Origin of the sequence: Flavobacterium sp. Arc2, from assembly GCF_041431385.1 — a bacterium.
GTDB lineage: Bacteria > Bacteroidota > Bacteroidia > Flavobacteriales > Flavobacteriaceae > Flavobacterium.
Genome location: NZ_JASMRH010000009.1, coordinates 104,782 through 130,921, shown reverse-complemented (window position 1 = coordinate 130,921; position 26,140 = coordinate 104,782). Strand labels below are relative to the sequence as shown.

Here is a 26,140-nt window from a genome sequence, read left to right as displayed (position 1 = left end):
TAACATTTATCTATAAACAAAAAATCTTTTTGTTGTCACTTTACTCTTCTGAATCTACGTTTTTCAAGCCTTGATTCCAAACTTTAATTTTATCAGAAGTCTTAAGACCACTTTTCACCTGAACGTAAATTCCATCGCTAACACCTAACTCAATGCTTTGCCTTTCAAAAACCTGATTGCCTAGAATAATTAAAAGTGTTGATTTTCCTGAACCAAACGAGCCCATAATAGCGACATGTTCTCCTTCTTGCATGTTAAAGGTAATTCCTTTTAACACATGTAGCTCAGAACTACCATCTTATTATGACTTATGTACCTCCCTAATTTCAATCATTCTTACACTTAATTTAAATACAATTTTAATTATTTAGCAAAAGAAATTCTAATCATAAAAAGTTAATAGATGACTTTCTTTCCATTCATAGGTAAGACAGTAATTAAACAGAAACGTTACAGTTTAAATCAAAAATATATTTCTTTTCCTATTTTTGTAATCTAAAATGAACCAAAATGAACAAACCTTTATTGCTGCTAATTATATCATTATCTTTAGCTTTATTCTCAAGCTGCTCTCCATCTCAGAAAATATCGTCTTTAAAACCAGAACCAGATGATGCCAGCCCTTTGGTTTACGACAACACACCCTCATTTATTTCTTTACCTATTACAATCAAACTGAAAGACATTGAGAACCAGACAAACTCACTTTTAAACGGATTAATCTACGAAGACAATAATATTGAAGATGACGATATCGAAATGCAAGTATGGAAACTAGCCCCAATCTCTATCGAAAGTACCAACGAGAAATCAGGAGACAGAATCAAAACCACCTTGCCTCTAAAAGTTTTAGTTAAATACAGAATCGGAACAAAAACACTGGGAACTGAATTTTACAAAACTCAGGAATTTAATCTAAATGGAGTAGTTACATTAACAAGTGAAGTACGCTTGAATAATTGGAAACTAAATACTAAAACAGAACTGAGCTCTTTAGACTGGAACGAAAGCCCAACCATGACTGTTTTTGGAAAAAACATGCCAGTTACTTATTTAATCAACCCAGCAATAAAATTATTCAAATCTAAAATAGAACAGAAAATTGATGAAGCAGTAGAAAAATCAATGGACTTTAAGCCAAATGTATTAACAGCCTTAGAAAAAATATGCATGCCATTTCAAATGAATGAGGACTATGAAAGCTGGTTAAGAATTGTTCCTTTAGAAATCTACACTACTGCCTCAAAACTAAAGAAGGATCAGTTTTCACTGCAAATGGGAATGAAGTGCAATATGGAAACGCTGATAGGGCAAAAACCCGAATCAAAGTTTGACGCGAACAAAATCATTCTGAAACCTGTAACAAAAATTCCAAATCAAGTTTCTGCTAATATTGTTGCCGTCTCCACATACAATGATGCTTCTAAAATAATGAAGAAAAATTTCGCAGGACAAGAGTTTGAGTCTGGAGGTAAAAAAGTAAAAGTACAGGAAGTCGAGATATGGCACAAAAACGGCAAAATGGTTATTGCTTTAGAGTTAACAGGATCTTTAAACGGAAAAATATATTTATCTGGCTTTCCTCAATATGACGACAAGTCTAAAGAAATATATTTTGATGAACTAGATTATGTTCTAGACACAAAAAACAAACTAATGCGAACTGCTAATTGGCTTGCACAAGGATTAGTTCTTCGAAAAATAAAAGAGAATTGTCGCTACTCAATCCAAACTAATTTAAATGACGGTAAAAAGACTATGATGTCTTATCTGAAAAACTATTCCCCTTTACCAGGTGTTTTTATAAACGGAAAGATGGAAGACATACAATTCCAAAAAGTGCAATTGACAAACAATGCGATAATTGCTTTCATCAAAGTGCATGGTGAAATTAACATTTCCATTGACGGACTAAAATAGCAGCGATTTGCCTTAGTCCGTATTTTTATTTTTTCTCATGCGATATACGGCATAACCAATTCCCGCTACTAGAACGTATGGAATTGCCATTAGGTAGACGATACCGTCATTAACTGCCTGTGCCTGAACATTATTCTCTTTACCTCCTAACGCTGCCCTACACATCGCACATTGCGCGCCAACATTTAGAGAAAAAAAGAAAGAAACGATAAAAAATAGTATTGTAATTCTCTTTTTCATAACCCTTTTTTCCTGTTTTTTATTTCCTACTATTCTATCTGACATAGTAAGGCGAAATCATTAAATAAACGACAACACCAGTAACAGCAACATACAGCCAGATAGGAAAAGTAATGCGAGCTATTTTTTTATGCTTGTCAAACACTTGAGCCCAAGCTCTAACATACGTAATCAAAACTAAAGGAATAATTATAATTGACAATATGATGTGTGTCACTAGTATAAAATAATAAACATACTTAATAATACCTTCTCCACCAAATTTGGTAGAATCAGAAGTCATATGATAAGCAACATACATTACAAGAAAAGCCACAGACAAAGCGATAGCGCTTGTCATCAATGATTCGTGGAGCTTTCTATTACCGTTCTTAATTGCAACAACAGCAGCAATTAATAAAATAGCCGTAATACCATTTGTAGTGGCATAAATACGAGGTAAAAAAGAAAGAGGTTCCACATTGTAACCAAAATCTTTTAGTTTCACTCCAAAAAGAAACGCAACTGCAACCGGTATTATGATGGATACTGCTATAATCCATTTATTATATTTCTGCTCTAATTTTTGTTCTTTCATCTTATTTATTCTTCTAATAAAATACTAATATCCTGTTGAATATCTCTAACACCTTTTTTATCCAGTCCATCATAATATAAGATAGGGTTTCCAAAATCATCCTTTCTACAACGGATATTTCCATTTTTATCAATTAAAGCAAATAAACCAGAATGCTCAAAGCCTCCGTCTACCTTACTATTTTCGCCTGCATAAAGATTAAAACCTTTATTAGCTAAATCAAATATATAACCCCTCTCACCGGTCAAAAAGTTCCAGTTTGATGATTTAACCCCTAATAACTTAGCGTGCTCTTTCAAGACTTCAGGAGTGTCATGTTTAGGATCTATCGTAATAGACACAATTCCGAAGTTAGGGTTACCAAAAAATTTCTTCTCAATCAACAACATACTTTGATTCATTTTGGGACAAATAGAAGGACAAGTGGTAAAGAAAAACTCTAAGACGTATACTTTCCCTTTATAAGTTTCATTTGTAATCTTCACGTTATCTTGATTCACTAATTCAAATTTTGGAGCAGGACCTATTTTGATTAATTTACCATCAACTACATCTGTAGTTTCAACTTTGTCTAAACGGTCTCCCTTTACAATTTCATTATTCTGAATTCGGGATATTATTTTAGGAATCGCATATATTCCAAAAACAAGAATAATAAATGAAATTCCGATATAAGATTTATTTTTGAACATATAACTTAATTTAAAGTTGCTTTGTAGCGTTGTGATTTTTCTTAAGTGCTGCACGATATTCATAAAGAATCACTTTAAAGTCATCTAACATTTCATTACTCAATTCAGAAGGGTGAAAAGTATTATAACCTTCTTTATACTCTTTAACCTTCTTTCTTCCTCTAAGGTTTCTCGCTTTGTCAAGAATATAAACATCTGGCGTTCCAGAACGGCTATCTAATTTCCCCACTAATTTCAATTGATCATAATAGGTATTAATCTCTTGTGGAGTGGCAAACAAAAAATGCCATTGAGACACATCTGTAAACTCGTCTAAAGCATCCATAATACTCCTGACATCGTCTTCTGTACCCAAAGGGCATAGCATTACAAATTGCAGATCTTTAAAAGTATGGTAACGTTGGTATATTTTTTCATTCAGATTGAAAAGATTACCACGGTTCTCTAAGAGATTAGAACCGCCAAAACCTAAAATAGTAATTTTATTGTCTAACGAAACTTTTTTTCCGTCCAAAGACTGCCAATCTCCGAAATCCCTAACTGTAGGTGTAATTATAGGCAATTTAGTAAAACCATTTACCCCGGAAGCAAAAAAAAGGTAAGCCACTATAGGCAATATAAAAAGAACAAAAAGAACGATATTTTTTTTCATTATAATGAAGGTGTCATTTAGGGTACAAAAATAAAATAAAAAAGGGCATCCGCCGCGACGGATACCCTTTTTTTTGAATTAATATATTGTTAAAAATTCCATTTAATGGTCGAATCTTTAAAAACCCCATATATATAATTACCTTCTGTCAAAAGAATGAAAAGTAAATATAAAATTAAAAATACTACCGGTAGCACAACTGCATTTCTTAAAGAGCTTTTTTCACCTTCCATGTGCATGAACGCATAAACGATATAGTAAGCTTTGTATAGTGTAAGAGCATAAAAAATCCAGTTTAACAAACTCAACCCTAAGAAGTAACTTAAGTGCAACGCATCTGGTTTAAATATACCCAAAATTACTTCAATGATAGTAACCATAGACAATATTCCGAAAACTTTCCAGATTCTACTGGTATTTGAAACATATTCGTGTTCGTGTGACATAATAATAATTTTTGAAAATTAAACTAGATAGAAAACTGTAAATACAAATACCCAAACTAAATCGACAAAGTGCCAGTATAAACCAACTTTTTCGACCATTTCATAACTACCTCTTTTCTCGTAAGTTCCAAGAAGTACATTAAAAAATATAATGATATTGATAATCACACCTGATAAAACGTGGAATCCGTGAAATCCTGTTATAAAGAAAAAGAAATCAGCAAATAACTTACTACCATATTCATTTCTAACCAAGTTTGCACCTTCAACAACATGAGCAGCTTGAACTAATCTTAACTCAGATTCTTCTCTTGTTAAAACCGTCTTATGTTTAAATTTACTTAAATCATGATTGATCTTCGTATCAACTTTAGTTTCTGGAGTTGCTTCATAAATAACCTCAGTTCTAATTAAAAGATCTGGATGCGCTTTAAATCCTGCTTGTACTTCTGCAATAGAGTAAGTCGGCAAAGCAGGCTCACTCATGAACCACTTTCCTTTATTTCTTGTCAATTGTTCTCTTTCTACTGGCAAAGTTGCAGCAAAATCAGCAAGCGCAACACGATGCCCCTCTTTGTCAACAAACTGAAGCAAACTACCTCCTTTTGTTTCAATAGCACCATATTCTCCTTTGATAAAGTTATTCCATTCCCAAGCTTGCGATCCCACAAAGATTCCACCACCTACGATGGTTAAGAACATATAAAGAACAACCTTGTCTTTTTTCATTTGATGACCTGCGTCAACAGCCAAAACCATTGTTACAGATGAAAAAATCAAAATAAAAGTCATTAATGCGACATAATACATCGGCGCAGATACACCGTGCATAAATGGAAAGTGAGTAAACACTTCATCGGCCAATGGCCACGTCTCAATAAATTTAAATCTAGAAAAACCATAAGCTGCTAAAAACGCCGAGAACGTTAAGGCATCTGACACGATAAAAAACCACATCATTAATTTACCATAACTTGCTCCCATTGGCTCATTGCCGCCTCCCCAAGTTTTTTCTTCCTTATTCCCAGTAGTAACTGTCGATCCCATAAAAGTTATTCGTTAAAAAGTTCCCAAATTTACGTTTTTTTCTTATTTAAAGAAATATAAAAATACAAATAAATAAATCCACAAGAAATCAAGAAAGTGCCAGTACATTGCACCTAGTTCTATTCCAAGAGTTTGACTCGAATTGTATTTTTGTTTAAAATGATTATAAATTATAATTAGCAGCGAAATCAACCCACCTGCAAGATGAATTAAATGCACAACGGTAACAACATAAAGAAATGTAGTCGTAATCGAACTCTCGCTTCCCGTAAAATAATACCCTTGTCGCACTATCTGATCGAAGCCTACAAACTGCAAAACCACAAACAATATTCCTAACGCTAAAGTAGCAAAAAGAAATGTAGTAGTCGCACTTTTATTGTCTTTTTGAATCGATTTTTTAGCCAAATGAAATGTAATACTACATCCTATTATCACAATAGTACTGAAATAAAAGGCCGTTGGTAATTCAAAATCTTTCAACCAATCCACTCTTGACTTACTTACTACAAACGCACTAGTAAGCCCTGCAAACATCATGGTCATGCTGACCATAGCAAACAACAAAATCAATTTGTATGATCTCGCCGTTCTCGATTTATACTCGTCTCTCGTCATTGTAACTTCCATAATTATCTCAAAAATTTATCAATTATATACACTAATTGTAATAAAGTAATATACGCAACACTAACCAGCATTAACGTTTTAGCTGCTTTTGCGGTTCTTAACTTATAAAGTTTTACTGCATAAAACAACATCCATACTCCCAATAGAAAAACGGCTGCTGCTGCCACGGGAGATATAAACAACTTACCAGTATACCCTAACGAAGGCAACAATGAGGCTATAACAAGCCATATCGTATATAGAATAACCTGCAAAGCAGTACCCTTATCTTTCTTCCCTGTTGGCAACATAAAAAATCCTGCTTTTTCATAGTCTTCATACAAAAACCAACCAATTGCCCAAAAATGAGGGAATTGCCAAAAAAACTGAATCAAGAATAAAGTCCCCGCTTCGATGCCGAAATCACCTGTAGCCGCAACCCATCCTAACATAAATGGAATAGCCCCAGGAAAAGCACCAACAAAAACAGACAATGACGTCATCGTTTTTAAAGGAGTGTAAATACTTGTATATAGAAATATAGAAATCGCACCAAACATTGCTGTTTTAGGATTGATCATATATAATAATGAAATTCCAATTATGGTAAGCAAGCTCGCTACAACTAAAGCGGAGAAAGACGACATTCTTCCCGAAGGAACCGGACGGTTTTTAGTTCTGTCCATCAAAGCGTCTAAATCCTTCTCAATCACCTGATTAAAAGCATTTGAAGCTCCCACCATACAATAGCCTCCAACTGCTAGCATTAGCAATACAGACCACTGAAAAGGGTGTTCACTATCAAAACCCAAAAAATATCCTGCAATTGAGGAAAACAAAACACTTATAGCCAATCCCGCTTTCGTGATTTCTTTAAAATCCAGAAAAACTCTTTTAAGGGAAAATGTATTTGACGTACTATTCAAGGCGGTATTCATTAGGTTTTTTAAAACTGCTGCAAAGGTACAACTTACAGATAGAAATTAGAATGAAGAATTTAGATTTTTTTTAAAGTAATCTTAACATCAAAAGACACTGCTAATTAATTCCCAAACAAAAGATCTTTTTTTTGAGTTAACACGCTTAGAACAACCTTTTTCTAATAATCAAAATACCAATTAAAAACGTCAGCACGCAATCCAAATGTAAACCAATTCGTACTCTCGCTGAATGTAGTCGCTGTATTCTGTGTAGGGTTAAAGCTTCTATAAATATAACTACCAAAAATTTTTAGATTAGTAGTTGGGTTTACTAAATACCCTCCCTGAATATCGGCGATAAAAAGAGAGGTTTTATTTCCCTGCCCTACTTTTACTCCGCTATCAAATGGTCGTTTTTCATCATAATCTTTATAGATATTCGCCCCATAATTAAAACCATCATCATTAGTATCAAAATCCAAGCCGCGGGTACCCACAGTAATTTTTGCATCAGCAAAGTACCTGTCTTTATGATAGCGCGCAATGGCTATAAATTCTTTAAAATTCCCACCCCATTGATGTCCCATACTTTGATTATTGTGTCCATAATTTGTAATAGGATCGCTATGAGAATACATATAAGGACGAACGTGATTGTATTCAAGCTGCAATAGTAAATTATCGACCTGAAATGCATCATAGTATTTAACTCCCAATTGATACCCGTATTTATTTTTCCAACTATTATCACCACTTCTAATATCTCCCAGAGAAAATTCATCTAATAAAAATTGACCGTAGACATTAATCTTATCGCTCCACTTATACTTATATGTCAATCCTAAAAGCGCATTCCCCGTTCTGGACGAAGACGTAAACTCAACTGATCTGTAAAATATAATCGGATTAACAAAGCTCGCATCAAACCCTCTATCATTTGTATTAGTCCAAATAACAGATTCGAAGAAACCAAGATTTAATCTATTCGAAATATTCCAACTCAAATAATGATTTGCCATGAACTTAGTCGCATAGGTTCTTTCTAGAGTAACATCAGGACGAACGTCTTTTAGCCACATGTACGTATTAGTATATTTTATCTTCCAGAAATTAGTATTAATTTTAAAATAAGGATACGGACTTGCTCCATCACCTTCCATCAACGAGCGGTATCCATCTCCGATAAAATTCCTTCCGTACCCCAATTGCAAATCAATATATTTATTTGCCGAAAAGGTTAAGTTAGCTTCCGCCAAAGGAAAATCATAAGAATCAGTTTTAAAATCCTTGGCAATTCCTATCCCTGGAATAATTGCCGGATTACCCCCTGCTGGTTTTATCGATTCAGCGTACCTATTGAAATAATCAGCAAAACGTCCTTGGCTTTCAAACACAGTTGTCGAAAAATTAAGTTTATCACCAAGACCTCCTCTAAAATTGATTGCTCGGGTATTGACGTACGTATAAGAAACGTCGCTATTAGAAGCTTTACCCACTTGTAAATCTAATATTGGATTTAATGATAACCAATAGCCGTCTCCTTGAATTTCAACTGCATTTTCATTCCACAACTTTTTAGCCCACCAACTAGAAACATTTTTCTTAAGCTTTTCATTTACCGCTTTAATATCATAATACTTTGATACCTCAGCATAAGTAAAAGGTTTTGAAGCTGTATGATTATTACTCCCTACACGGTTTAAAGCGCCGTCAAATTGTGCATAATAACTATGTGAGAAAGAAATGTTTAAATGACTATCATACTCCGGATTATTGTATTTCTTGTAAACAATACTATCTAATTCAGTTAACTGCTTTTTACTACTTTGAATTACTCCGGCACGAGCCAACGCTTCAGAATTTCTTGTTTCATTACTTTTCAAAGGAATTGAAATAGTAATATTATATTTTGAATAAACGGACTTACCATTGTATGTTGAAGGAGTAATTGCAGGGAATTTTGCAAAAACTCTCTTTGCTTCCTTTATTAATTCCTCATCAATCGCGTTTACATAAATGACCTTAAAAATACCTGTTGCATTTACCTCAAAAAGAACTTTTACAGTTCCTTCAAAATTATTTTTCACCAAGTGTTCAGGAACAACAAAGTTTTGAAAAACAAAATCTTGAACTTCATTATAAAAACAACTTTCCAACTCTTTACGCTCTAAATTTTCACAACTTGAAAAAACAGGAAAACGCTCAGGCGAAAAATTTGACTCTAATAAATCTCGATCTTGCGAATAGGTAAAAAATGAAAGAAATGATAAAAATAAAGTTAGCAAACTTTTTTTCATATTGATTTTGATTGTAAAATTAGTATCCAATGTTTGTATTCTCGCCGTTTGCAATTGCTTTTGCTCCAGACGTCCCTATTCGCTTCACTCCTAATTTGATCATTTCGACTGCATCCTCATACGTCCTAACCCCTCCTGCCGCTTTAACAGGAAGTGGAGTCGCATTTTCTAACATTAAAATAATCGACGCAATAGTAGCTCCATTGGGTAGATTATTTTCAGTTTTATAAAATCCAGTTGAAGATTTTACAAATACAGAAGCAAAATCATCTTCCTTAAAATTAGACATTACAACAATCTTTATCAAAGCTGTCAATTGAATAATTTGTTTATCATTCAAAGCAGCGACTTCGATAATCCATTTTACCACTTTACTATTTTCTAAACCCAATTGAGTTCCTTTCAAAATCTCTTCTTTAACCAAATCTATTTCGTCATTCTTAAACGCCTCATAATTACAGACAAAATCTAGATCATCTGCTCCATCTTGAATTGCGTTTTCTGCCTCCAATAACTTATCAGCAACAGCGGATCTCCCTTCCGGAAAATCAATAACAGTACCTATTTGTAAATTCGAATCAGCATCAGAAACCATTTGTTTAGCCAGCGAAACCATATTCGGCCGAATCATGATCAATTTGAATTGTTCATCTATAGCTTCTTGAATAAAACCTTTAACTACTTTTACATTATTCACTTCATCAAGTCCTGCCTGTTCTGCAGTTTTCAAATAAGTCGAATCTAAATATTTTTTGATGTTCATTCTTCTACTGGATTAACGATAAGTAATTGCTTTAAAGATTGCAAAAATACATATTAAATTGGCATTAGTCTGATAGATATACTTACTTTTAATAGCAAAGCACACTACCAACTCTAACTGAATTTTTGGACATCCAAAATAATGATTGCCTAAAACTATCCAAATCTGATGGAAATTAATTTATAAAGCAAAAAGAATTACGGCTTTAAAACAAAAAAATCCCACCGAAGTGGGATTATACTATTAGAGTCAGATTTTACTTAACCGCCTATTTTTAAAATATATAACTAGTAAAAAGACTGCTAATGCTGCTCCTGCCATATTTGCAAGAACATCTAACGCATCCTCTTTTCTCGTTGTAGTATATTGCCCTTGTAAAATTTCAATTGTAACTCCAAAAAGGACAGAGAACAAAAATGAAATAACATAAGGCTTATAACTATTAGAGTTTTTTATTTGTGTTTTAAAAAACAAAATCCAAAGCGATGTGAATACAAAATGAAAGAAAGCGTGAACTACCTTATCCAGATTTTCAATATTTACCGTAGGGAGCTTGTCTGATTGAACTAGACAAAGAAAAAGAACAACGCCTGTCCATAATAAAGCAAACCAAAATACTATTCTTTTAAGCACCTATTAGTTCTTTGTAAGCTTCATTTGAAAGCAAAGAATCGTAATCCGCAACATTTGAAACTTTAATTTTTATCATCCATCCAGCTCCATAAGGATCTGCATTTACAGCTTCCGGAGTACTTTCTAAAGTATCATTGAATTCAATAATTTCTCCCGCTAACGGTAAGAATAAATCAGATACTGTTTTAACAGCCTCTACAGTACCAAAAACCTCGTCTTTTTCTAAAGTCTGGTCTAGAGTTTCCACTTCAACATAAACGATATCTCCTAACTCTTTTTGAGCGAAATGTGTGATTCCTACAGTTGCAACATCACCTTCTAAACTAACCCATTCGTGATCTTTAGTATACTTTAATTCTGCTGGTATATTCATAATAAATACGTGTTGATAATTGATAATTGAATTATTGTTCCGCAAATGTAACAATCTTCTATTCAAATATAGTTTAGATTTTGATAAATTTAATTCCCAAAATTATATCGAAGCGTAAATCCGGACCGAATGTTCGTAAGAGGGAACGAAGTAGATATTACTGCTTTTGAAAAAGAATGGTCATAATAAAAAATAGCCGTCAGGTTTTTACTAAAAGTATAATCGGCTGTTAATTTTAAAGACCAAATGTTTTGTCCTCCTGCTAATTGATTGTTATCATAATCTAAATACCTCACTATCGTTTGATTATTGCGATAAGAGAAGTCTGCTTTCATATTGATATCTCCTTTTATTATCCCTGATGGATTATCTGCCAGTCTAGAAGAAAAAATCACATCCTTAAATCGATAACCTAAACCAACAACATATTCTATCCCTTTCACTTCTGTCAATAAATTATTGTCAAAACTCATAGATAACGCTCTATCTTTCTTAATTTCAGTAAGTATTTTCAATGAACTTTTTAGTTCGAAATCCATTCGAATTAACGGACTGAACTGCTCCACTAAATTCACATTAGACATTATCGTTTTGTTAAAAAAGTTACCGCTCGCATCTACTCCGTCTGGTGTTTTATCATAATCAAAATTAGAACGATACTGATTAATAGTATAGGACGCCCTATAATTGTGCTGTAAAGAAAAACGTTTAAAATTCCTTTTGAATAAATCATAACGCATCAATCCATTATATTTTACAGCCCAGTTAGGAATAGGTATACTTCTAAAAATCCCCAAAGAAACCCCTGACGCATCGCTTCCTGAATAGGCTGCCATAAAAGCTGGCAACAATACTGCTTGATTGTTTTTACCATACCCTAATGGATATCCATCAGAATCTAAATTATCCGGGTTTGCAATATCTATGCCTCGACCCGAAGCCAATCGGTTTGCAACTATAAGTCTGTTAGCTCTAAAATCATCAAATGCTGCTGAAGAATTCTCATCGCTTGTTGAAAATGATGTTTTTATCAGCACCGTAGATATAGAAAAAAGTCCGTATGTGTAAGGCGAAAGCGAATAATACTCACCGTCTAACACATTATATTGTTCCGAAAAATTATTCGAATAAGACCTATCCGCTGCTAAATCAATTTTTAAATCTGGGAACAAATCTACATTTGCCGTTGCCTTAAACATTTTATTAGTTACCTGAGTAAAGTTTTGATTAAACTCTTGGTAACTTGTAAGCCAACCGTTTTTTGCAGCTTCAAATCGCACGTCGTCTTGACTTCCAAAGGTAAAACCTAGAGACGGCCTTGAAGATCCTAAAAACCCAACACTTGGCGTATATCCTGGTAAAACGGTACCACTATTCTCAGTATAATTAATCTGAATATTTTTTACACTTGTCAAAACTCCCATTAAACCATTAATAAATTCATTGTTTTGGGCTTGTGGTTTTGCATTTGTATTAACTACTTTCTCTCCTGGTTTTGGAGTTGGAGCACTCCGCTTATTTGTTGACTTATCCGAATTTTTCGTCAATCCCAAATACTTATAAAGCATCTCCATATTGAAACTAGTGTTCAAATTATTGGAACGTGCGTTTTGAACGGTATTCCCTAAATTTGGAATACCAGCATCCTGTAACTCAGAAAATGCATTTGATGATTTTTGCCAACTATAGTCACCCGTATAAGAATAATTAGCTTTAACAAAGCTGAATAATGGAATTTTATTGATTGGAATCTCATAATTTAAAACTAACTGTTGCATGTGTTGGTTTGGATCTCCAATATCCCAGTAACTATCCCAAATCGTAAAACTATCAATAGGCTCATTGTTCTCATTCAAATAGTTTTTTACAATATTACTCGATGAAGCCGTGTAGCCTAATTTTAAGGAATTCGTTAGATTAAAATTAAATCCATATCGGTAGTTGAATCCAAAATTTCTTCTATACAAAGGATCGAGACCTATTCCCTCAACATCTACCTGTCTAAATTGCTGACGGTTGTATTGACGATTAATATTGGTATTAAAGGAGATATTAGAAGGTAAATAATTAAAATTAAAATCACTTAGCAATTTCCAATAGTTGCTCTTTTTCAAGAACTCTGTATTTTTAAATGGCTCAACTGGTTTTGATTGAAAACTGTAAGCATAATCAACTGCTGAGTTAGCTTGCTGGTCTATGTAATCTTCAATCTCATAATCATGTCGCTCCACTTTATTATACGATTGAGAAAAAGTGAAATTTTCCACATCATAGACATGTTGTTTTTGTTCAGCACTTCTTTGTTTTCTAACTCCAATAAAGTTAATACTCATTCGTTTTGTATAATCGATCGCTCTACTTGAAATATTGTTTCTTTCAGCAGAATCTGTAGTATTATCTAATAACTGCTTTAGCTTTATATCCTGGTTAAAAGGATCGTATTCTGGAGTAATCACTTCTTCACCAATAGAATAATTAAATGGTAAGTTCACGCCCCATTTTTGAGGTAGTAATTTCCCTAAATTAAGATTTGTCACAATGTTATATTGTTGAATATCTTCACGACTTCTTTCATTTGGTCCTTGTTCCAGTGCCCCAAAGCCAATAGTACTTTTCTTTCCTGTAGCAGAAATTGTGGCAAAATCAGCAAGATTAGAATCTACATTTAATACGGCTGCCATTCCTCCCTGATTATCCATGTCTGCTAAACGAAGCTCATTGAACCAAACTTCCCCTTTAATATCTTGATGTGTTTCATTACTTTTTACACCTACCATCAAAGTTCTAACTAATCCAAAATTAGGATTTCCTTTGATCCCTAATCTCAATTTACTATCACCGTCACCTCCAGTTCGACTAGCATCATCATCCGAATAATAAATCCCGTCTAAAGGCAAGGTACTTAAATCAACACTCATCGCCATTATTTTCAATTGAGTCAATAATTCTAACGACAAATCGATTTCGTTTTCTTCCGGCCATACTTGCTCAGCGCTCAATGGAGAACAATTTATTGTCCCTGATGACGAAGGCACAGTCACTTTCAAAGGAATTTCAATTTGATAAAAATTTTGTGTAAAATCATTTCCAAAACGGATAAACCCTATCATTTGATCATCCCTAAGGGCTGTTTCATTTGGCAACGATTCAGCATGTAAAAACATTTTCAATTTTTTGAACTGACGCATGTCAATACTTACATTCTTGAAAACTGCTCTAGAATCTTCAATTTCCAGTCCATCACCTGCGACTTTTAGCGATAGTGATTGTTCATTTTGATTGATTAGCGTATTATTATTATACAATTGTTCTCGCTGTACTCCCGGCGGCGTTATGTAATTAATAGGACATCTTTCATTATTTTCCTGAACATTTACGGCGGCTACGTCAAACTCTGTATTGTCATCATCTACATTTGTATCGTTGAAATCAAGTGTATTTGTATACCTTCTCCATTCCCCTCTTACTAAATCTAATGCTCCAAAACGAACTGTTATTTCTTGATTAAAGCCAGTCATAAACATCCTCATAAAACGAATAGATCTGAAATCTGAAATGTTTCCTATTGTGTTTTGTGGTTGCGTAACCGGTATTTTAAACTGAATCCATCTTGAATCAGTTACTTCTCCATTAGGTAACGTTACCTGCGTATCTCTAATATCCGTTATATAGTTTTGACCAACAACAGGATTTGGCTTCACATCAATGCTGTATTCATAATAAGCATTTATAGTATTCATCGTATTATCTCTGTTGATATCCTCAACATCAGGAACCGTAGACGACCCTCTATTTGCATCGTTAATATCTACTGCAGAATTTCCTTCGACTCCATTGTAATATTTATATCGGTTCAGTACACCGCCAGAAGTATTCAAGTAATAAGTATAATCATCTGCCGCCGGATCCGGTTCAGAAGCAAAATTGTTATACACAGCACCTTCATCGGCGTTAGCCAATCCATCCAAACCTACATCCTGACTAGATCGATTATTTGCGTTAGTATCGAATGCGTAGATTAAAGATTGCGAAGCAGGAACATCACCCCAAATCGGTCTTGGATTCACTAATATTTGATCTGCTCCAAGTCCGTTCTCATACTGTTTTCTTCCGTCTTTTAAAACGTCTTCAGATATTTCACCTAAATTGAAATATAATTTACCTGAATTGTTTTGAGGAATCGCCCCTTTTCCAATATAAGGATCCATTACCCAAAATTGGATATACTCTACATTTCCTTGCTCAAAATTAGTAGAATTTAAAGATCGCATCATTCCTCCAAAATTAGAGGCGGGATCTGCAGCAAAATTTGCGTTATTATTGTAAGGCCCTCTTTCAGACGGATAGTAACTTAAATCCAAGGTATTTATCACTTGTGATTGTCCTTGTGCAATGTCTGTTAAAGGATAAAGTTCTTCACTATATATTCTCCTCGTAGTATTAAATGACAAGTCGTCATTTGAAATTCCAGATGGTTTTTGCGTATAAAACAAGGGATCAATTGAATACCAAGCCAATTTAGATCTTTTAAAACCATAACTCAAATCATTGGAATTTGCATTAAAGTCATAGGCACTTCGAGTATTTCTATCTGGAGTGGATGCTAAACTCCATGAATATGCCGAACGCATGTCGATAGTAGTTTGAGACCCTTCAAAATCATCTACATAAATTGTAGACTCCCCTTCAAACTGATCTGCTTTTGGCGAATCGGGTTTTAAAAATGCTATTTCTGCCCTTACAGATAGATTTGACGGAACATCAGTATCAACGTTTGGCAACTTATTGACTAATCTAGTTAAAAAAGGAACCTCACTAGAGAAATTAGTATTGAATCCAAAAATAGTGTTATTCACCGATTCCTGACCAAAACTTGATTTTTGAGTAAACGGTTTTTCAGACATTTTTAAGAAAGTACCACCTACCAAAAAATTATCTGAAATTTTATGCTCCACATTCACCCCCATGAACCTTCTGGTCTGCTGACCAAAAATAGAATTATTTTCTAAGGAAACATTAATTGGCGTATTTGACGCTTGAAGCGAGGCGTCCAAAATTTGAACTCTCCCTAATTGGTAATTCACACTGTAATCAATCCCTTCCACTAAAACTCTTCCGCCCGCAGTAACAACGACAGACCCTTGAGGAACGTTGAATGCTCCAATAGGTATTCCATCGCCTCCTGAGGATTTGTACTTCCCTCTTAAAAGGAATTTATTTTTATCACTGTCCTGCAACGCTCCTGATTGTGTATTGCGATACATGCTTCTAAAAACATACTTACTTTGATTTGCATTATAAGTGCTGGCATCATCATAATTTTCTGCTGAACCCGTAGTGGATAATTTAGAAAACAATAATTCTCCAAATGGCTCTTTTGTTGTGAATATCAATCTTCCATTTTGAGAATCAATCGTAATACCTTGTATAAAGTCAAAAAAACCATCACCACCAGTTTGCGGGTCATTGTTGTAATTCAATTTATCTAAATTGAATACTTTCAATAGCGGCGTTTCTGCAACTCGATTGTCAGCAGTAGGACTAAAAGGAAATGGCACTGGATTTCCAGCTGCATCTTTCGCTTCCGTAATGTAATTCAATGGAGATGGATCTGTGTAAAGAATATTGAACCTGAAATCTTCTTGTTTCACCTGATAAGCTCCCGGAATCTGATAAACATTTTTCATCATCAAATTCCAAACCGGATTTTTAACATTGGTTAAATTACTTTTTAGCATTTTCAAGATCAAACTTTGCGTTATAATAGCCTGATTTGAAGGAGTATTACCCGTTACAACTGTAGCGTCTACACCATCACTCCCAAACTCTCCAACCTGGTATACTTTATCCCCAATAGTATATTGATAGGCTACCGCTAAAACCTCGTCATTAGCAAGTTTCTGTTGTAAGGAGATATAACCCAATTGAGCATTGTAAGTATATTCATTTGCATTCAGTTTTCTTGCGTTTTCTAATTTTGAGTAATCCTGCCCTTCGCTTACCGTAACATTAAATCCTGATCTAGAAGTTACGATTTCGCGGATATTACTGTTCAACAAACCTGTTCCTGCTAAAATTTGCGCAGGATCATAATCATTATTTGAGTTGTCAGAAGGAGTGTCAAAAGGATTATTAAATATCCCTGTTGAAGGATCTAAAACTACAACTTCATTATCAGGAATGCCTGATAACTGTCCTTCCCCTAAATCTTGAAGAGCAATAATATTTCTTAGATTATTAGAAGTAGTGTTTACTCGGGTTTGTTTATTGGTAACCCATATTTCTAGCCTTGATATTTGAACTCTACTGTCAATAAACGGGTAATTTTTTAAGGCTGTATCGTATTTATTTCTAAAGTACTGGGATAAGAAAAAATGCCTATCATTGTCATAATCCAAGGCATAAATATCAAAATCCTCTATAGTACCGCCACCTTGGGCTACCACACTTTTTGTCTGTGATTTTTGTTCAGAAAACACACCGGTAACTGTTGTTTTTCCAAATTGCAATTGGGTTTTCACCCCAAATAAACTTTGTGCCCCTCTAATTAACGAACTATTTAAAGGCATACTCACATTACCTACTTCGATTTTTTGAATAATATCATCTTCAGATGGAGTGTATTCTAATTTAATTAAATTTTGAAACGCAAAAGTGGACTGCGTATCATAATTAGCATTTACATTTAATCTTGTACCTACTTTCCCCATTAAACTCATGCTTATCCTTTGGTTAAAATCAAAAGATAGATTAGATCTGTTTCTTGGAGAAAAGGACGGGTTATCCTGTTTTGTGAAGCGCATACCTAAGTCCATTTCTACGGAACCGGTAGGCTTAACATCGATTGTATTACTACCAAAAATCGATTCAAAAAGATTTGAATTCACATAATATTTCGGTAATAAGTCTTTTTTGGCAGCTTCACTACCTTCTTTTTTACCATCGATAGCGTCACTTTTTTGCTTGAAATAATCTCTCATAGACTCTTTCAATACCAAACTTTCATATTCTTTTGGTGTTAATATGATAGGGTAATTAATGGAAAAACCATCAACTGAATTGGTATAAATATATCTATCGGTAACCGGGTCGTACGTATAGGCCGACAGCACACTTTGAGGATTTTTTATTTGGACTTTCCCTATGGAAAAACCTGTTTTTGTGGTATCTTGAGTTTGACCATTTACCTGAGCAATCGATACGGAACCACAAAATAAAAGAATCAAAAAAGTACAAATTTTACGCATGCAATTCGTGTTTTTAACTTTGATTTTATAAGCTTTTTAAAGCTTTCTTAATAATTGATTCCACAGAAGCTTCTGGATCCTCTTTGACTATTTTTTCGATAATTTTTTCTGAATTTTTTCTAACAAAACCTAAAACCTCCAATGCTGATAACGCCTCATCTCGGTTTGTATTGCTTTGCGACATTGAAACTTCATCTAAATCATAAAGTTTCAACACTTTGTCTTTCAAATCAAGAATCACTCTTTGAGCAGTTTTACTTCCAATTCCTTTAATCGATTGTATCGTAACTACATCACCAGATGCAATTGCATTTGTAATTTGTTTTGGATCTAATGAAGACAACATTGTCCTGGCAATATTAGCTCCTATACCTGAAACAGAAAGCAACAGTTTAAAAATTTCTCTTTCTGATTTTTCAACAAATCCGAATAAAGTATGTGCATCTTCTTTTATTTGAAGATGAGTAAACAATTTTATAAAATCAGCATTAGGAAGCAATGAATAAGTATGTAACGAGATGTTCACGTGATAACCTACACCGCCACAATCAATAACTACTTCTGTTGGTGTTTTTTCGACTAATTTACCTTGTAAATGTGCTATCATTTAATTGTTTTATATTTTAATGATAAATATAGATTTTTTAGAATTTAAAAAAGCACTCCATAACGAATATGGAGTGCTTTTTAATATCTACTTAATCTATTTGTTTTTTTTCTTCTGTTTTTCCTGAGCATCAATAACGGCAATAGTAGCCATATTAACCATTTCTTCTACACTTGCTCCTAATTGAAAAATATGAACTGGTTTGCTCATACCTAACATTATTGGTCCAATAGAATCTACCTGATTTAATTCTTTTAATAATTTATAAGTAATATTTGCAGAATCAAGGTTTGGAAAAATTAAAGTATTCACTTTTTTACCCGCTAGTTTAGAGAAAGGAAACTTTTCTTTTAACATCTCAGGATTCAAAGCAAAATCAGCCTGAACCTCTCCGTCAATTACCATGTCGGGGTGATGCTGATGCAAATAAGCTACAGCCTCTCTTACTTTTGCAGCACTTGAATCTGTAGAAGATCCAAAATTTGAAAATGAAACCATCGCTATAACCGGCTCAACACCAAACATTCTGGCCGTTTTAGCAGTCATTATAGCGATTTTCGCTAGATCATCAGCAGACGGATCGATATTTATGGCAGTATCTGACAAAAACATTGGACCACGCTTGGTCATCATCATATTTGTAGTCGCAACAATTGATGCGCCATGTGCTTTATCGATTAGCTGTAACATAGGTTTAACTACAGATGAATAGCTTCTAGAATATCCGGTTACTAAACCATCAGCCTGTCCTTCATTTACCATCATTGCTGCAAAATAGTTTCTTTCACGCATTAGTTTTTGAGCATCAAGCAAAGAAATTCCTCTTCTTTTTCTTGCTTCCCAATATGTATTTGCAAATCTATTTCTTCTCTCGTTTTCTTCAATAACTTTAGTGTCTATAATTTCAACTTCGGTTTCAAAACCTAATTCTTTTTTTAGCTCTAATATTATTTCCATATTACCCAATAGAATCGGCTGACCAATTCCCTCTTCTAAAACAATTTGGGCAGCTTTCAACACATCTAAATGATCAGCTTCCGCAAATATGATTCTCTTTGGATCCATTTTAGCCCTATTGGTAATCAATCGAACCATTTTATTATCATTACCCAAGCGGTCTAAAAGCTCTTCCTCATATTTATTCCAATCCGTAATAGGATTTAAGGCAACTCCAGAGTCCATTGCAGCTTTTGCTACTGCAGGAGCAACAACACTGATCAATCTTGGATCAAATGGAGAAGGAATAATATAATCACGTCCAAAAATTAATTTAGTCGCACCGTAAGCAATATTTACTTGTTCAGGAACATGTTCTTTTGCCAAAGCCGCAAGCGCTCTAACAGCCGCCATTTTCATTGCTTCGTTAATTTTTGTAGCACGAACATCTAATGCACCACGGAAAATATAAGGAAAACCTAGTACGTTATTGACTTGGTTAGGATAATCTGATCTTCCCGTAGCCATAATAATATCTGTACGAGTAGCTATCGCTAAATGATAATCAATTTCAGGAACTGGATTTGCCATTGCAAAAACAACAGGATTGTCTGCCATAGCTAGTAACATTTCCGCTGAAAGAACATTTCCGGCAGAAAGACCTAAGAAAACATCTGCTCCCTTTATAGCTTCTCCTAGTTTTAATCCATTTTTATCAGTTGCGTATCGTTGTTGTAATTGCGACAAGTCAGTTCTGTCTTTAGACAAAACTCCATCTTTATCAAACATGGTAATATTAGCAGGATTAACTCCTAACAATACATACAAATTAGCACAAGCCAAAGCTGCAGAACCTGCACCTGACACTACTACTTTAGCATTTTCAATTTTCTTTTCTGCTAATTCAAGTGCATTCAACAATGCTGCAGATGAAATAATTGCAGTTCCATGTTGATCATCATGCATAACAGGAATGTCAAGCTCTTCAACTAATCGTCTTTCAATTTCGAATGATTCAGGGGCTTTGATATCTTCTAAATTTATTCCACCGAACGTAGGCGCTATAGCTTTTACGGTCTCAATGAATTTATCGATATCCTTAACATCTACTTCAATATCAAAAACATCTATATCAGCAAATATTTTAAACAACAAGGCTTTCCCTTCCATCACTGGCTTTGAAGCTTCGGGCCCTATATCCCCAAGCCCTAAAACTGCTGTTCCATTTGTAATAACTGCAACTAAATTCCCTTTAGCTGTATATTTATATACATTATTAACATCTTTTGCAATTTCCAAACAAGGCTCTGCTACACCAGGAGTATAAGCCAAAGACAAATCTCTTTGTGTTGCATATTTCTTTGTTGGAACTACTTGTATTTTACCGGGAGTCGGCTTCGCATGATATAATAATGCTTCTCTTCTCTTGCTATTCTTGTTCATTTATTTAGATTTTATTCTAGCGTACAAAGATATAAGAGTTGCTCTAAAAAGTACACTATTCTCCTATTCTTTTGAAAAAAAACAACTATCATTTTGTAGCAAAAAAAATAGCTGCATTAATTTGCAGCTATTTACATTGATATTTCCATTTATAATTATGACTTTGTCCCACTGATATAAGAATCTAAATGCTGAATCGTTTCCTTTTGTATTTCTATAATTGACTTCACAACATCTCCGATTGAAATGATACCTAAGACCGCATTATTATCAACAACCGGTAAATGCCTGATTCTTTTTGTACTCATCATTTCCATACAATAATCTAGATTATCTGTCGGTTTAACTGTAATTACATTTCGTTCCATGATTTCAGATACAAAAGTATCCTTAGAGGCTTTGTTTTTCAATACAATTTTTCTGGCATAGTCTCTTTCAGATAAAACTCCTTTCAGCAAATTATCTTCAATTACTAAAACAGCTCCTACATTTTTTTCTCCCATCACTTTTAAGGCTTCATAAACCGTAATGGTTGAAACAATGGAGTGAACTTCATTTCCTTTAATGCTTAATATTTGATCTACAGTCATATTGAAAATTTTTAGTTGACTATAAAGTTAAAAAAAAATAACACACAAAGAACAGATTTTTTTTTTAAAGCTATGTACTAAACAAATTAGTACACCTGCCTTCGATACTTTGTTTACATTAAAAACGCACCTAATAAAAAAGTCTACTACAACACCTCAATAAAATAAAATGTAAAATACTACATAAAAAGATCTAATTTAAGTTCAAAAAAAAATTACTTTAAAAATTCTATATTTCTTTTTAACCCTGCAAATTTTGTTCTCTTTATCGGAGAGTCCTTGAAAACTTTCTTAAAAGTATCTTCCGTGATTTCTTCCCAATCTTTCTTAGACATAGATAGCAATTCTGGATTCGGATTGAACAAAGGCTCATCATGTGGCTTAGAGAATTTGTTCCAGGGACAAACATCTTGGCATATATCACAGCCAAAAGCCCAATCATCAAACTTTCCTTTCATCTCTTGCGGAATATTGTCTTTAAGCTCTATCGTGAAGTAGGATATGCATTTACTCCCATCAACTATATAAGGCGCAACTATAGCTTCTGTAGGACAGGAATCAATACACGCCGTGCAGGTTCCGCAATGATCTGTTGTAGCACTATCATATTCTAAATCCAAATCAACAATGAGTTCTGCTATAAAATAGAATGAACCCACCTTTTGAGTTAATAGATTGCTGTTTTTTCCGATCCATCCCAAACCGCTTTTGGCTGCCCAAGCTTTATCCAGAACCGGAGCAGAATCAACAAAAGCCCGACCCGAAACTTCTCCAATATTTTCATGAATTAAAAACAACAGTTCTTTTAGTTTCTCTTTAATTACAAAATGATAATCTTGACCGTAAGCATATTTAGAAATCTTATAAGAATCTGAGACTTGACTGGTTTCAGGGTAATAATTCAGCAGCAATGAAATGACACTTTTAGCACCATCAACAAGCAGTGTTGTGTCTAAACGTTTATCAAAATGATTTTCCATATAAGACATCTGCCCATTCTGATTCTTATTTAACCAATTCTCTAGTCGAGGAGCCTCCAGTTCAAGAAAACCAGCTTTAGATATACCACAAGACAAAAATCCGAGGCGCTTGGCTTCGGATTTAATAAATTGGGTATATTTCAATTTTGAATTAATAGTTCATTATTTAAAAAAGAGAATGCCTTAATAACTAAAACAAACCTCCTTGAATATTAGTGTTCAGTTTCCCTAAATGCTTATAGGCCTTATCTGTTACTTCTCTACCTCTTGGGGTTCTCATTATAAATCCCTCCTGAATCAGGAATGGCTCATATACCTCTTCAATAGTTTCGCTACTTTCTGATACGGCTGTTGCCAAAGTAGACAAACCAACAGGTCCACCTTTGAATTTATCTATAATGGTAGTCAAAATTTTATTATCCATTTCATCTAAACCATGAGCATCAACATTCAATGCCTTTAGCGCATATCTCGATATTTCAATATCAATGGTCCCATTCCCTTTTATCTGAGCAAAATCACGTACGCGACGTAACAAAGCGTTCGCTATACGAGGTGTTCCCCTACTTCTTCCTGCAATTTCAATTGCCGCTTCTAACGAAATGGGCATTTTAAGTATCGAAGCACTTCTTTCTACAATAGACGTTAACAGTTCCGTCGTGTAATACTGAAGTCTAGAAGCTATCCCAAAACGAGCACGCATAGGCGCTGTAAGAAGTCCAGAACGTGTTGTTGCGCCGATTAAAGTAAACGGGTTTAGGTTAATTTGGACAGTTCTCGCATTTGGACCTGACTCAATCATGATATCAATCTTAAAGTCTTCCATTGCAGAGTACAAATATTCTTCTACAATAGGGCTTAAGCGATGAATTTCATCAATAAACAAAACATCTCTTTCCTCTAAATTAGTTAACAAACCAGCTAAATCACCCGGCTTATCCAAAACTGGACCAGAAGTAATCTTAATTCCTACTTGTAACTCATTAGCCAAAATATTGGCCAAAGTTGTTTTTCCTAATCCCGGAGGTCCATGAAAGAGCGTATGATCAAGCGCTTCATTTCTTTGATTAGCTGCTTCAACAAAAACTTTAAGGTTTTCCAATATTTGATCTTGACCAGCAAAATCATCAAACGATAATGGTCTTAGTTTTTTTTCGAGGTCAAATTCTTCAGAATTATACCCGTTAGTTGTTGGATCTAGATTTTCATTCATGTAACAAAGATAAAATAAAGTATCAGTATAATACGGCACTGATAAAAGAGTTTAAAAAAATACTATATTTAAACAAAAACTTTAACATCACTATAATCCAAACATAAAAAAAGCCTTTACGAAAGTAAAGGCTTTTAAATATATTTTAGTGGTGTAAAACTTCTTCACCAGGCTTCATTGGAACATTTTGAGGTACAAAATCTTCATCATGATTAGGGTTACTATAGTCATACGGCCAACGGTGCACTTCAGGAATTTCCCCTGGCCAGTTACCGTGAATACCTTCAACAGGTGCTGTCCATTCAAGTGTATTCGATTTCCAAGGATTTTGAACAGATTTCTTTCCGTAAAATATACTACTAAAGAAGTTGTATAAAAATATCAGTTGAAATGCTCCTCCAATTAATGCGAAAGTAGTTATAAGAACGTTTACATTTTGTAAATCATCAAATAATGGAAAGTTTGTGTTCGTGTAATAACGTCTAGGCAAACCTGCTAATCCGATAAAGTGCATTGGAAAAAACACACCATAAGCACATATCGCAGTAACCCAAAAGTGAACATAACCTAGATTTTTATTAAGCATTCTACCAAACATTCTAGGAAACCAGTGATAGATTCCTGCAAACATACCATAAAGCGCAGATATACCCATCACTAAGTGAAAGTGAGCGACTACAAAATAAGTATCATGCACATTAATATCGAGTGTACTATCTCCAAGAATAATTCCTGTTAAACCTCCTGTTATGAAAGTAGAAACTAATCCAATAGAAAACAACATTGCTGGATTTAACTGTAAGTTACCTTTCCAAAGTGTCGTTATGTAATTAAAAGCTTTTACCGCTGACGGTATTGCAATCAACAAAGTCGTAAAAGTAAACACCGAACCTAGAAATGGATTCATTCCTGAGATAAACATATGATGTCCCCAAACAATTGTAGATAAGAAAGCAATAGCTATAATTGACATAATCATCGCTCTATAACCAAAAATTGGTTTACGAGAATTAGTTGCAATAATTTCTGAAGTTATACCTAAAGCAGGTAAAATAACAATATAAACTTCTGGGTGTCCTAAGAACCAAAACAAGTGCTCAAAAAGAACTGGAGAACCACCTTGATAATGTAAAACTTCACCAGCTATATATATGTCCGATAGAAAGAAAGAAGTTCCAAAACTTCTGTCAAAAATCAATAATAAACAAGCAGATAATAAAACTGGAAATGAAACAACTCCAATAATTGCAGTTACAAAGAAAGCCCAGATTGTAAGAGGCAATCTTGTCATTGACATACCTTTTGTTCTTAAGTTTATCACAGTTACTATGTAATTTAAAGACCCCATTAAAGAAGATGCAATAAAAATAGTCATTGATACTAACCACAGTGTCATACCCATACCTGAACCACCAATAGCTTGCGGTAAAGCACTTAAAGGAGGATAAATTGTCCAACCACTATTTGCCGGACCTGACTCAACAAACAAAGATGAAATCATAATTACGCTTGATAAAAAGAATAACCAATAAGAAATCATATTCATAAACCCTGAAGCCATATCTCTAGCTCCAATTTGAAGTGGTATTAATAAATTACTAAACGTACCACTTAAAGCCGCTGTTAAAACAAAGAATACCATTATAGTACCGTGTATCGTGACTAAAGATAAATAAATATCATTCGTCATAATCCCATTTGGAGCCCATTTATCTCCTAGTAATACATTAAAAATCTTAAAAGATTCTTCCGGCCATGCTAACTGCATTCTGAATAGCAAAGACATACTCACACCAATGATACCCATTATAATACCAGAAATTAGGTATTGTTTAGCAATCATTTTATGATCAAGACTAAAAATATATTTAGTAATGAAAGTATCTTTATGATGGTGTTCGTGTTCGTGTTCGTGAACTTCTGCTGACATATTTGTGTACTTTAAATATTCTTAA

General features: G+C 34.0%; 20 protein-coding genes and 1 pseudogene. 1 reads left to right on the top strand and 20 read right to left on the bottom strand.

Annotated elements, in window-relative coordinates:
• Positions 1 to 178: 178 nt before the first annotated feature.
• Positions 179 to 334, bottom strand: a pseudogene (locus QO182_RS08300) (ATP-binding cassette domain-containing protein); the annotation flags it as partial.
• A gap of 176 nt (positions 335 to 510) precedes the next feature.
• Between QO182_RS08300 and QO182_RS08295 the strand changes: the two are divergent.
• Complete coding sequence (locus QO182_RS08295; RefSeq protein ID WP_371560942.1) at positions 511 to 1,920, top strand: DUF4403 family protein; 1,410 nt, start codon at positions 511 to 513, stop codon at positions 1,918 to 1,920.
• A 12-nt stretch (positions 1,921 to 1,932) separates the two neighbouring features.
• Here QO182_RS08295 and QO182_RS08290 read toward each other — a convergent pair whose 3' ends face one another.
• From QO182_RS08290 to QO182_RS08200, 19 genes are all read right to left on the bottom strand, one after another.
• Positions 1,933 to 2,160, bottom strand: coding sequence for a hypothetical protein (locus QO182_RS08290; protein WP_371535604.1), 228 nt, complete (start codon positions 2,158 to 2,160; stop codon positions 1,933 to 1,935).
• A gap of 34 nt (positions 2,161 to 2,194) precedes the next feature.
• Positions 2,195 to 2,737 (bottom strand): DUF420 domain-containing protein, encoded by a 543-nt coding sequence (locus tag QO182_RS08285; RefSeq protein WP_371535602.1) that lies wholly within the window; start codon positions 2,735 to 2,737, stop codon positions 2,195 to 2,197.
• 5 nt (positions 2,738 to 2,742) lie between these two features.
• Positions 2,743 to 3,429 carry an SCO family protein gene (locus QO182_RS08280; RefSeq protein WP_371560941.1) on the bottom strand — a complete coding sequence of 229 codons (687 nt, stop codon included), beginning with the start codon at positions 3,427 to 3,429 and terminating at the stop codon, positions 2,743 to 2,745.
• 10 nt (positions 3,430 to 3,439) lie between these two features.
• Complete coding sequence (locus QO182_RS08275) at positions 3,440 to 4,081, bottom strand: hypothetical protein (RefSeq protein ID WP_371560940.1); 642 nt, start codon at positions 4,079 to 4,081, stop codon at positions 3,440 to 3,442.
• 89 nt (positions 4,082 to 4,170) lie between these two features.
• Complete coding sequence (locus QO182_RS08270) at positions 4,171 to 4,527, bottom strand: cytochrome C oxidase subunit IV family protein (RefSeq protein WP_371535595.1); 357 nt, start codon at positions 4,525 to 4,527, stop codon at positions 4,171 to 4,173.
• An 18-nt stretch (positions 4,528 to 4,545) separates the two neighbouring features.
• A complete protein-coding gene (locus tag QO182_RS08265; RefSeq protein WP_371560938.1) occupies positions 4,546 to 5,574 on the bottom strand; it encodes a cytochrome c oxidase subunit 3 in 1,029 nt (342 codons plus the stop codon).
• 42 nt (positions 5,575 to 5,616) lie between these two features.
• Positions 5,617 to 6,204: a heme-copper oxidase subunit III gene (locus tag QO182_RS08260; protein WP_371535591.1), complete on the bottom strand. Its 588-nt coding sequence runs from the start codon at positions 6,202 to 6,204 to the stop codon at positions 5,617 to 5,619.
• A gap of 2 nt (positions 6,205 to 6,206) precedes the next feature.
• Positions 6,207 to 7,109 (bottom strand): heme o synthase, encoded by a 903-nt coding sequence (gene cyoE / locus QO182_RS08255; RefSeq protein ID WP_371561003.1) that lies wholly within the window; start codon positions 7,107 to 7,109, stop codon positions 6,207 to 6,209.
• Between the two features lie 173 nt (positions 7,110 to 7,282).
• The gene (locus QO182_RS08250) at positions 7,283 to 9,400 is read right to left on the bottom strand and encodes a gliding motility protein RemB (protein ID WP_371560936.1); all 2,118 of its coding nucleotides are present in this window, start codon (positions 9,398 to 9,400) and stop codon (positions 7,283 to 7,285) included.
• Between the two features lie 19 nt (positions 9,401 to 9,419).
• Positions 9,420 to 10,163 carry a deoxyribose-phosphate aldolase gene (deoC, locus tag QO182_RS08245; protein ID WP_371560934.1) on the bottom strand — a complete coding sequence of 248 codons (744 nt, stop codon included), beginning with the start codon at positions 10,161 to 10,163 and terminating at the stop codon, positions 9,420 to 9,422.
• A gap of 249 nt (positions 10,164 to 10,412) precedes the next feature.
• Positions 10,413 to 10,796, bottom strand: coding sequence for a VanZ family protein (locus tag QO182_RS08240; RefSeq protein WP_371535584.1), 384 nt, complete (start codon positions 10,794 to 10,796; stop codon positions 10,413 to 10,415).
• Complete coding sequence (gene gcvH / locus QO182_RS08235; protein WP_371535581.1) at positions 10,789 to 11,169, bottom strand: glycine cleavage system protein GcvH; 381 nt, start codon at positions 11,167 to 11,169, stop codon at positions 10,789 to 10,791. Before gcvH ends, QO182_RS08240 begins: the two co-directional genes overlap by 8 nt.
• A gap of 89 nt (positions 11,170 to 11,258) precedes the next feature.
• Positions 11,259 to 18,416 (bottom strand): cell surface protein SprA, encoded by a 7,158-nt coding sequence (sprA, locus tag QO182_RS08230; RefSeq protein WP_371560932.1) that lies wholly within the window; start codon positions 18,414 to 18,416, stop codon positions 11,259 to 11,261.
• 25 nt (positions 18,417 to 18,441) lie between these two features.
• On the bottom strand, positions 18,442 to 19,023 hold the full coding sequence (ruvA, locus tag QO182_RS08225; RefSeq protein ID WP_371535575.1) for a Holliday junction branch migration protein RuvA: 582 nt from the start codon (positions 19,021 to 19,023) through the stop codon (positions 18,442 to 18,444).
• A gap of 96 nt (positions 19,024 to 19,119) precedes the next feature.
• The gene (locus tag QO182_RS08220) at positions 19,120 to 21,402 is read right to left on the bottom strand and encodes an NADP-dependent malic enzyme (RefSeq protein WP_371560930.1); all 2,283 of its coding nucleotides are present in this window, start codon (positions 21,400 to 21,402) and stop codon (positions 19,120 to 19,122) included.
• Positions 21,403 to 21,557: 155 nt separating this feature from the next.
• Positions 21,558 to 21,992: a CBS domain-containing protein gene (locus QO182_RS08215; RefSeq protein WP_371535569.1), complete on the bottom strand. Its 435-nt coding sequence runs from the start codon at positions 21,990 to 21,992 to the stop codon at positions 21,558 to 21,560.
• A gap of 215 nt (positions 21,993 to 22,207) precedes the next feature.
• The gene (queG, locus tag QO182_RS08210) at positions 22,208 to 23,116 is read right to left on the bottom strand and encodes a tRNA epoxyqueuosine(34) reductase QueG (protein WP_371560928.1); all 909 of its coding nucleotides are present in this window, start codon (positions 23,114 to 23,116) and stop codon (positions 22,208 to 22,210) included.
• A 46-nt stretch (positions 23,117 to 23,162) separates the two neighbouring features.
• Positions 23,163 to 24,185, bottom strand: a complete 1,023-nt coding sequence (gene ruvB, locus QO182_RS08205; protein WP_371535565.1) for a Holliday junction branch migration DNA helicase RuvB — start codon at positions 24,183 to 24,185, stop codon at positions 23,163 to 23,165.
• A gap of 145 nt (positions 24,186 to 24,330) precedes the next feature.
• Entirely contained in the window at positions 24,331 to 26,115 is a 1,785-nt protein-coding gene (locus QO182_RS08200) for a cbb3-type cytochrome c oxidase subunit I (RefSeq protein ID WP_371560926.1), read from the bottom strand.
• Positions 26,116 to 26,140: the final 25 nt, after the last annotated feature.

Bases quoted from the DNA above. Each gene is read 5' to 3' on its own strand.
- QO182_RS08220 (WP_371560930.1), bottom strand. From the start codon at position 21,402: ATGAACAAGAATAGCAAGAGAAGAGAAGCATTATTATATCATGCGAAG.
- sprA (WP_371560932.1), bottom strand. From the start codon at position 18,416: ATGCGTAAAATTTGTACTTTTTTGATTCTTTTATTTTGTGGTTCCGTA.
- ruvB (WP_371535565.1), bottom strand. From the start codon at position 24,185: ATGAATGAAAATCTAGATCCAACAACTAACGGGTATAATTCTGAAGAA.
- QO182_RS08215 (WP_371535569.1), bottom strand. From the start codon at position 21,992: ATGACTGTAGATCAAATATTAAGCATTAAAGGAAATGAAGTTCACTCC.
- QO182_RS08200 (WP_371560926.1), bottom strand. From the start codon at position 26,115: ATGTCAGCAGAAGTTCACGAACACGAACACGAACACCATCATAAAGAT.
- QO182_RS08250 (WP_371560936.1), bottom strand. From the start codon at position 9,400: ATGAAAAAAAGTTTGCTAACTTTATTTTTATCATTTCTTTCATTTTTT.
- QO182_RS08280 (WP_371560941.1), bottom strand. From the start codon at position 3,429: ATGTTCAAAAATAAATCTTATATCGGAATTTCATTTATTATTCTTGTT.
- QO182_RS08295 (WP_371560942.1), top strand. From the start codon at position 511: ATGAACAAACCTTTATTGCTGCTAATTATATCATTATCTTTAGCTTTA.
- QO182_RS08275 (WP_371560940.1), bottom strand. From the start codon at position 4,081: ATGAAAAAAAATATCGTTCTTTTTGTTCTTTTTATATTGCCTATAGTG.
- gcvH (WP_371535581.1), bottom strand. From the start codon at position 11,169: ATGAATATACCAGCAGAATTAAAGTATACTAAAGATCACGAATGGGTT.
- QO182_RS08290 (WP_371535604.1), bottom strand. From the start codon at position 2,160: ATGAAAAAGAGAATTACAATACTATTTTTTATCGTTTCTTTCTTTTTT.
- QO182_RS08270 (WP_371535595.1), bottom strand. From the start codon at position 4,527: ATGTCACACGAACACGAATATGTTTCAAATACCAGTAGAATCTGGAAA.
- ruvA (WP_371535575.1), bottom strand. From the start codon at position 19,023: ATGATAGCACATTTACAAGGTAAATTAGTCGAAAAAACACCAACAGAA.
- QO182_RS08260 (WP_371535591.1), bottom strand. From the start codon at position 6,204: ATGGAAGTTACAATGACGAGAGACGAGTATAAATCGAGAACGGCGAGA.
- deoC (WP_371560934.1), bottom strand. From the start codon at position 10,163: ATGAACATCAAAAAATATTTAGATTCGACTTATTTGAAAACTGCAGAA.
- QO182_RS08265 (WP_371560938.1), bottom strand. From the start codon at position 5,574: ATGGGATCGACAGTTACTACTGGGAATAAGGAAGAAAAAACTTGGGGA.
- QO182_RS08285 (WP_371535602.1), bottom strand. From the start codon at position 2,737: ATGAAAGAACAAAAATTAGAGCAGAAATATAATAAATGGATTATAGCA.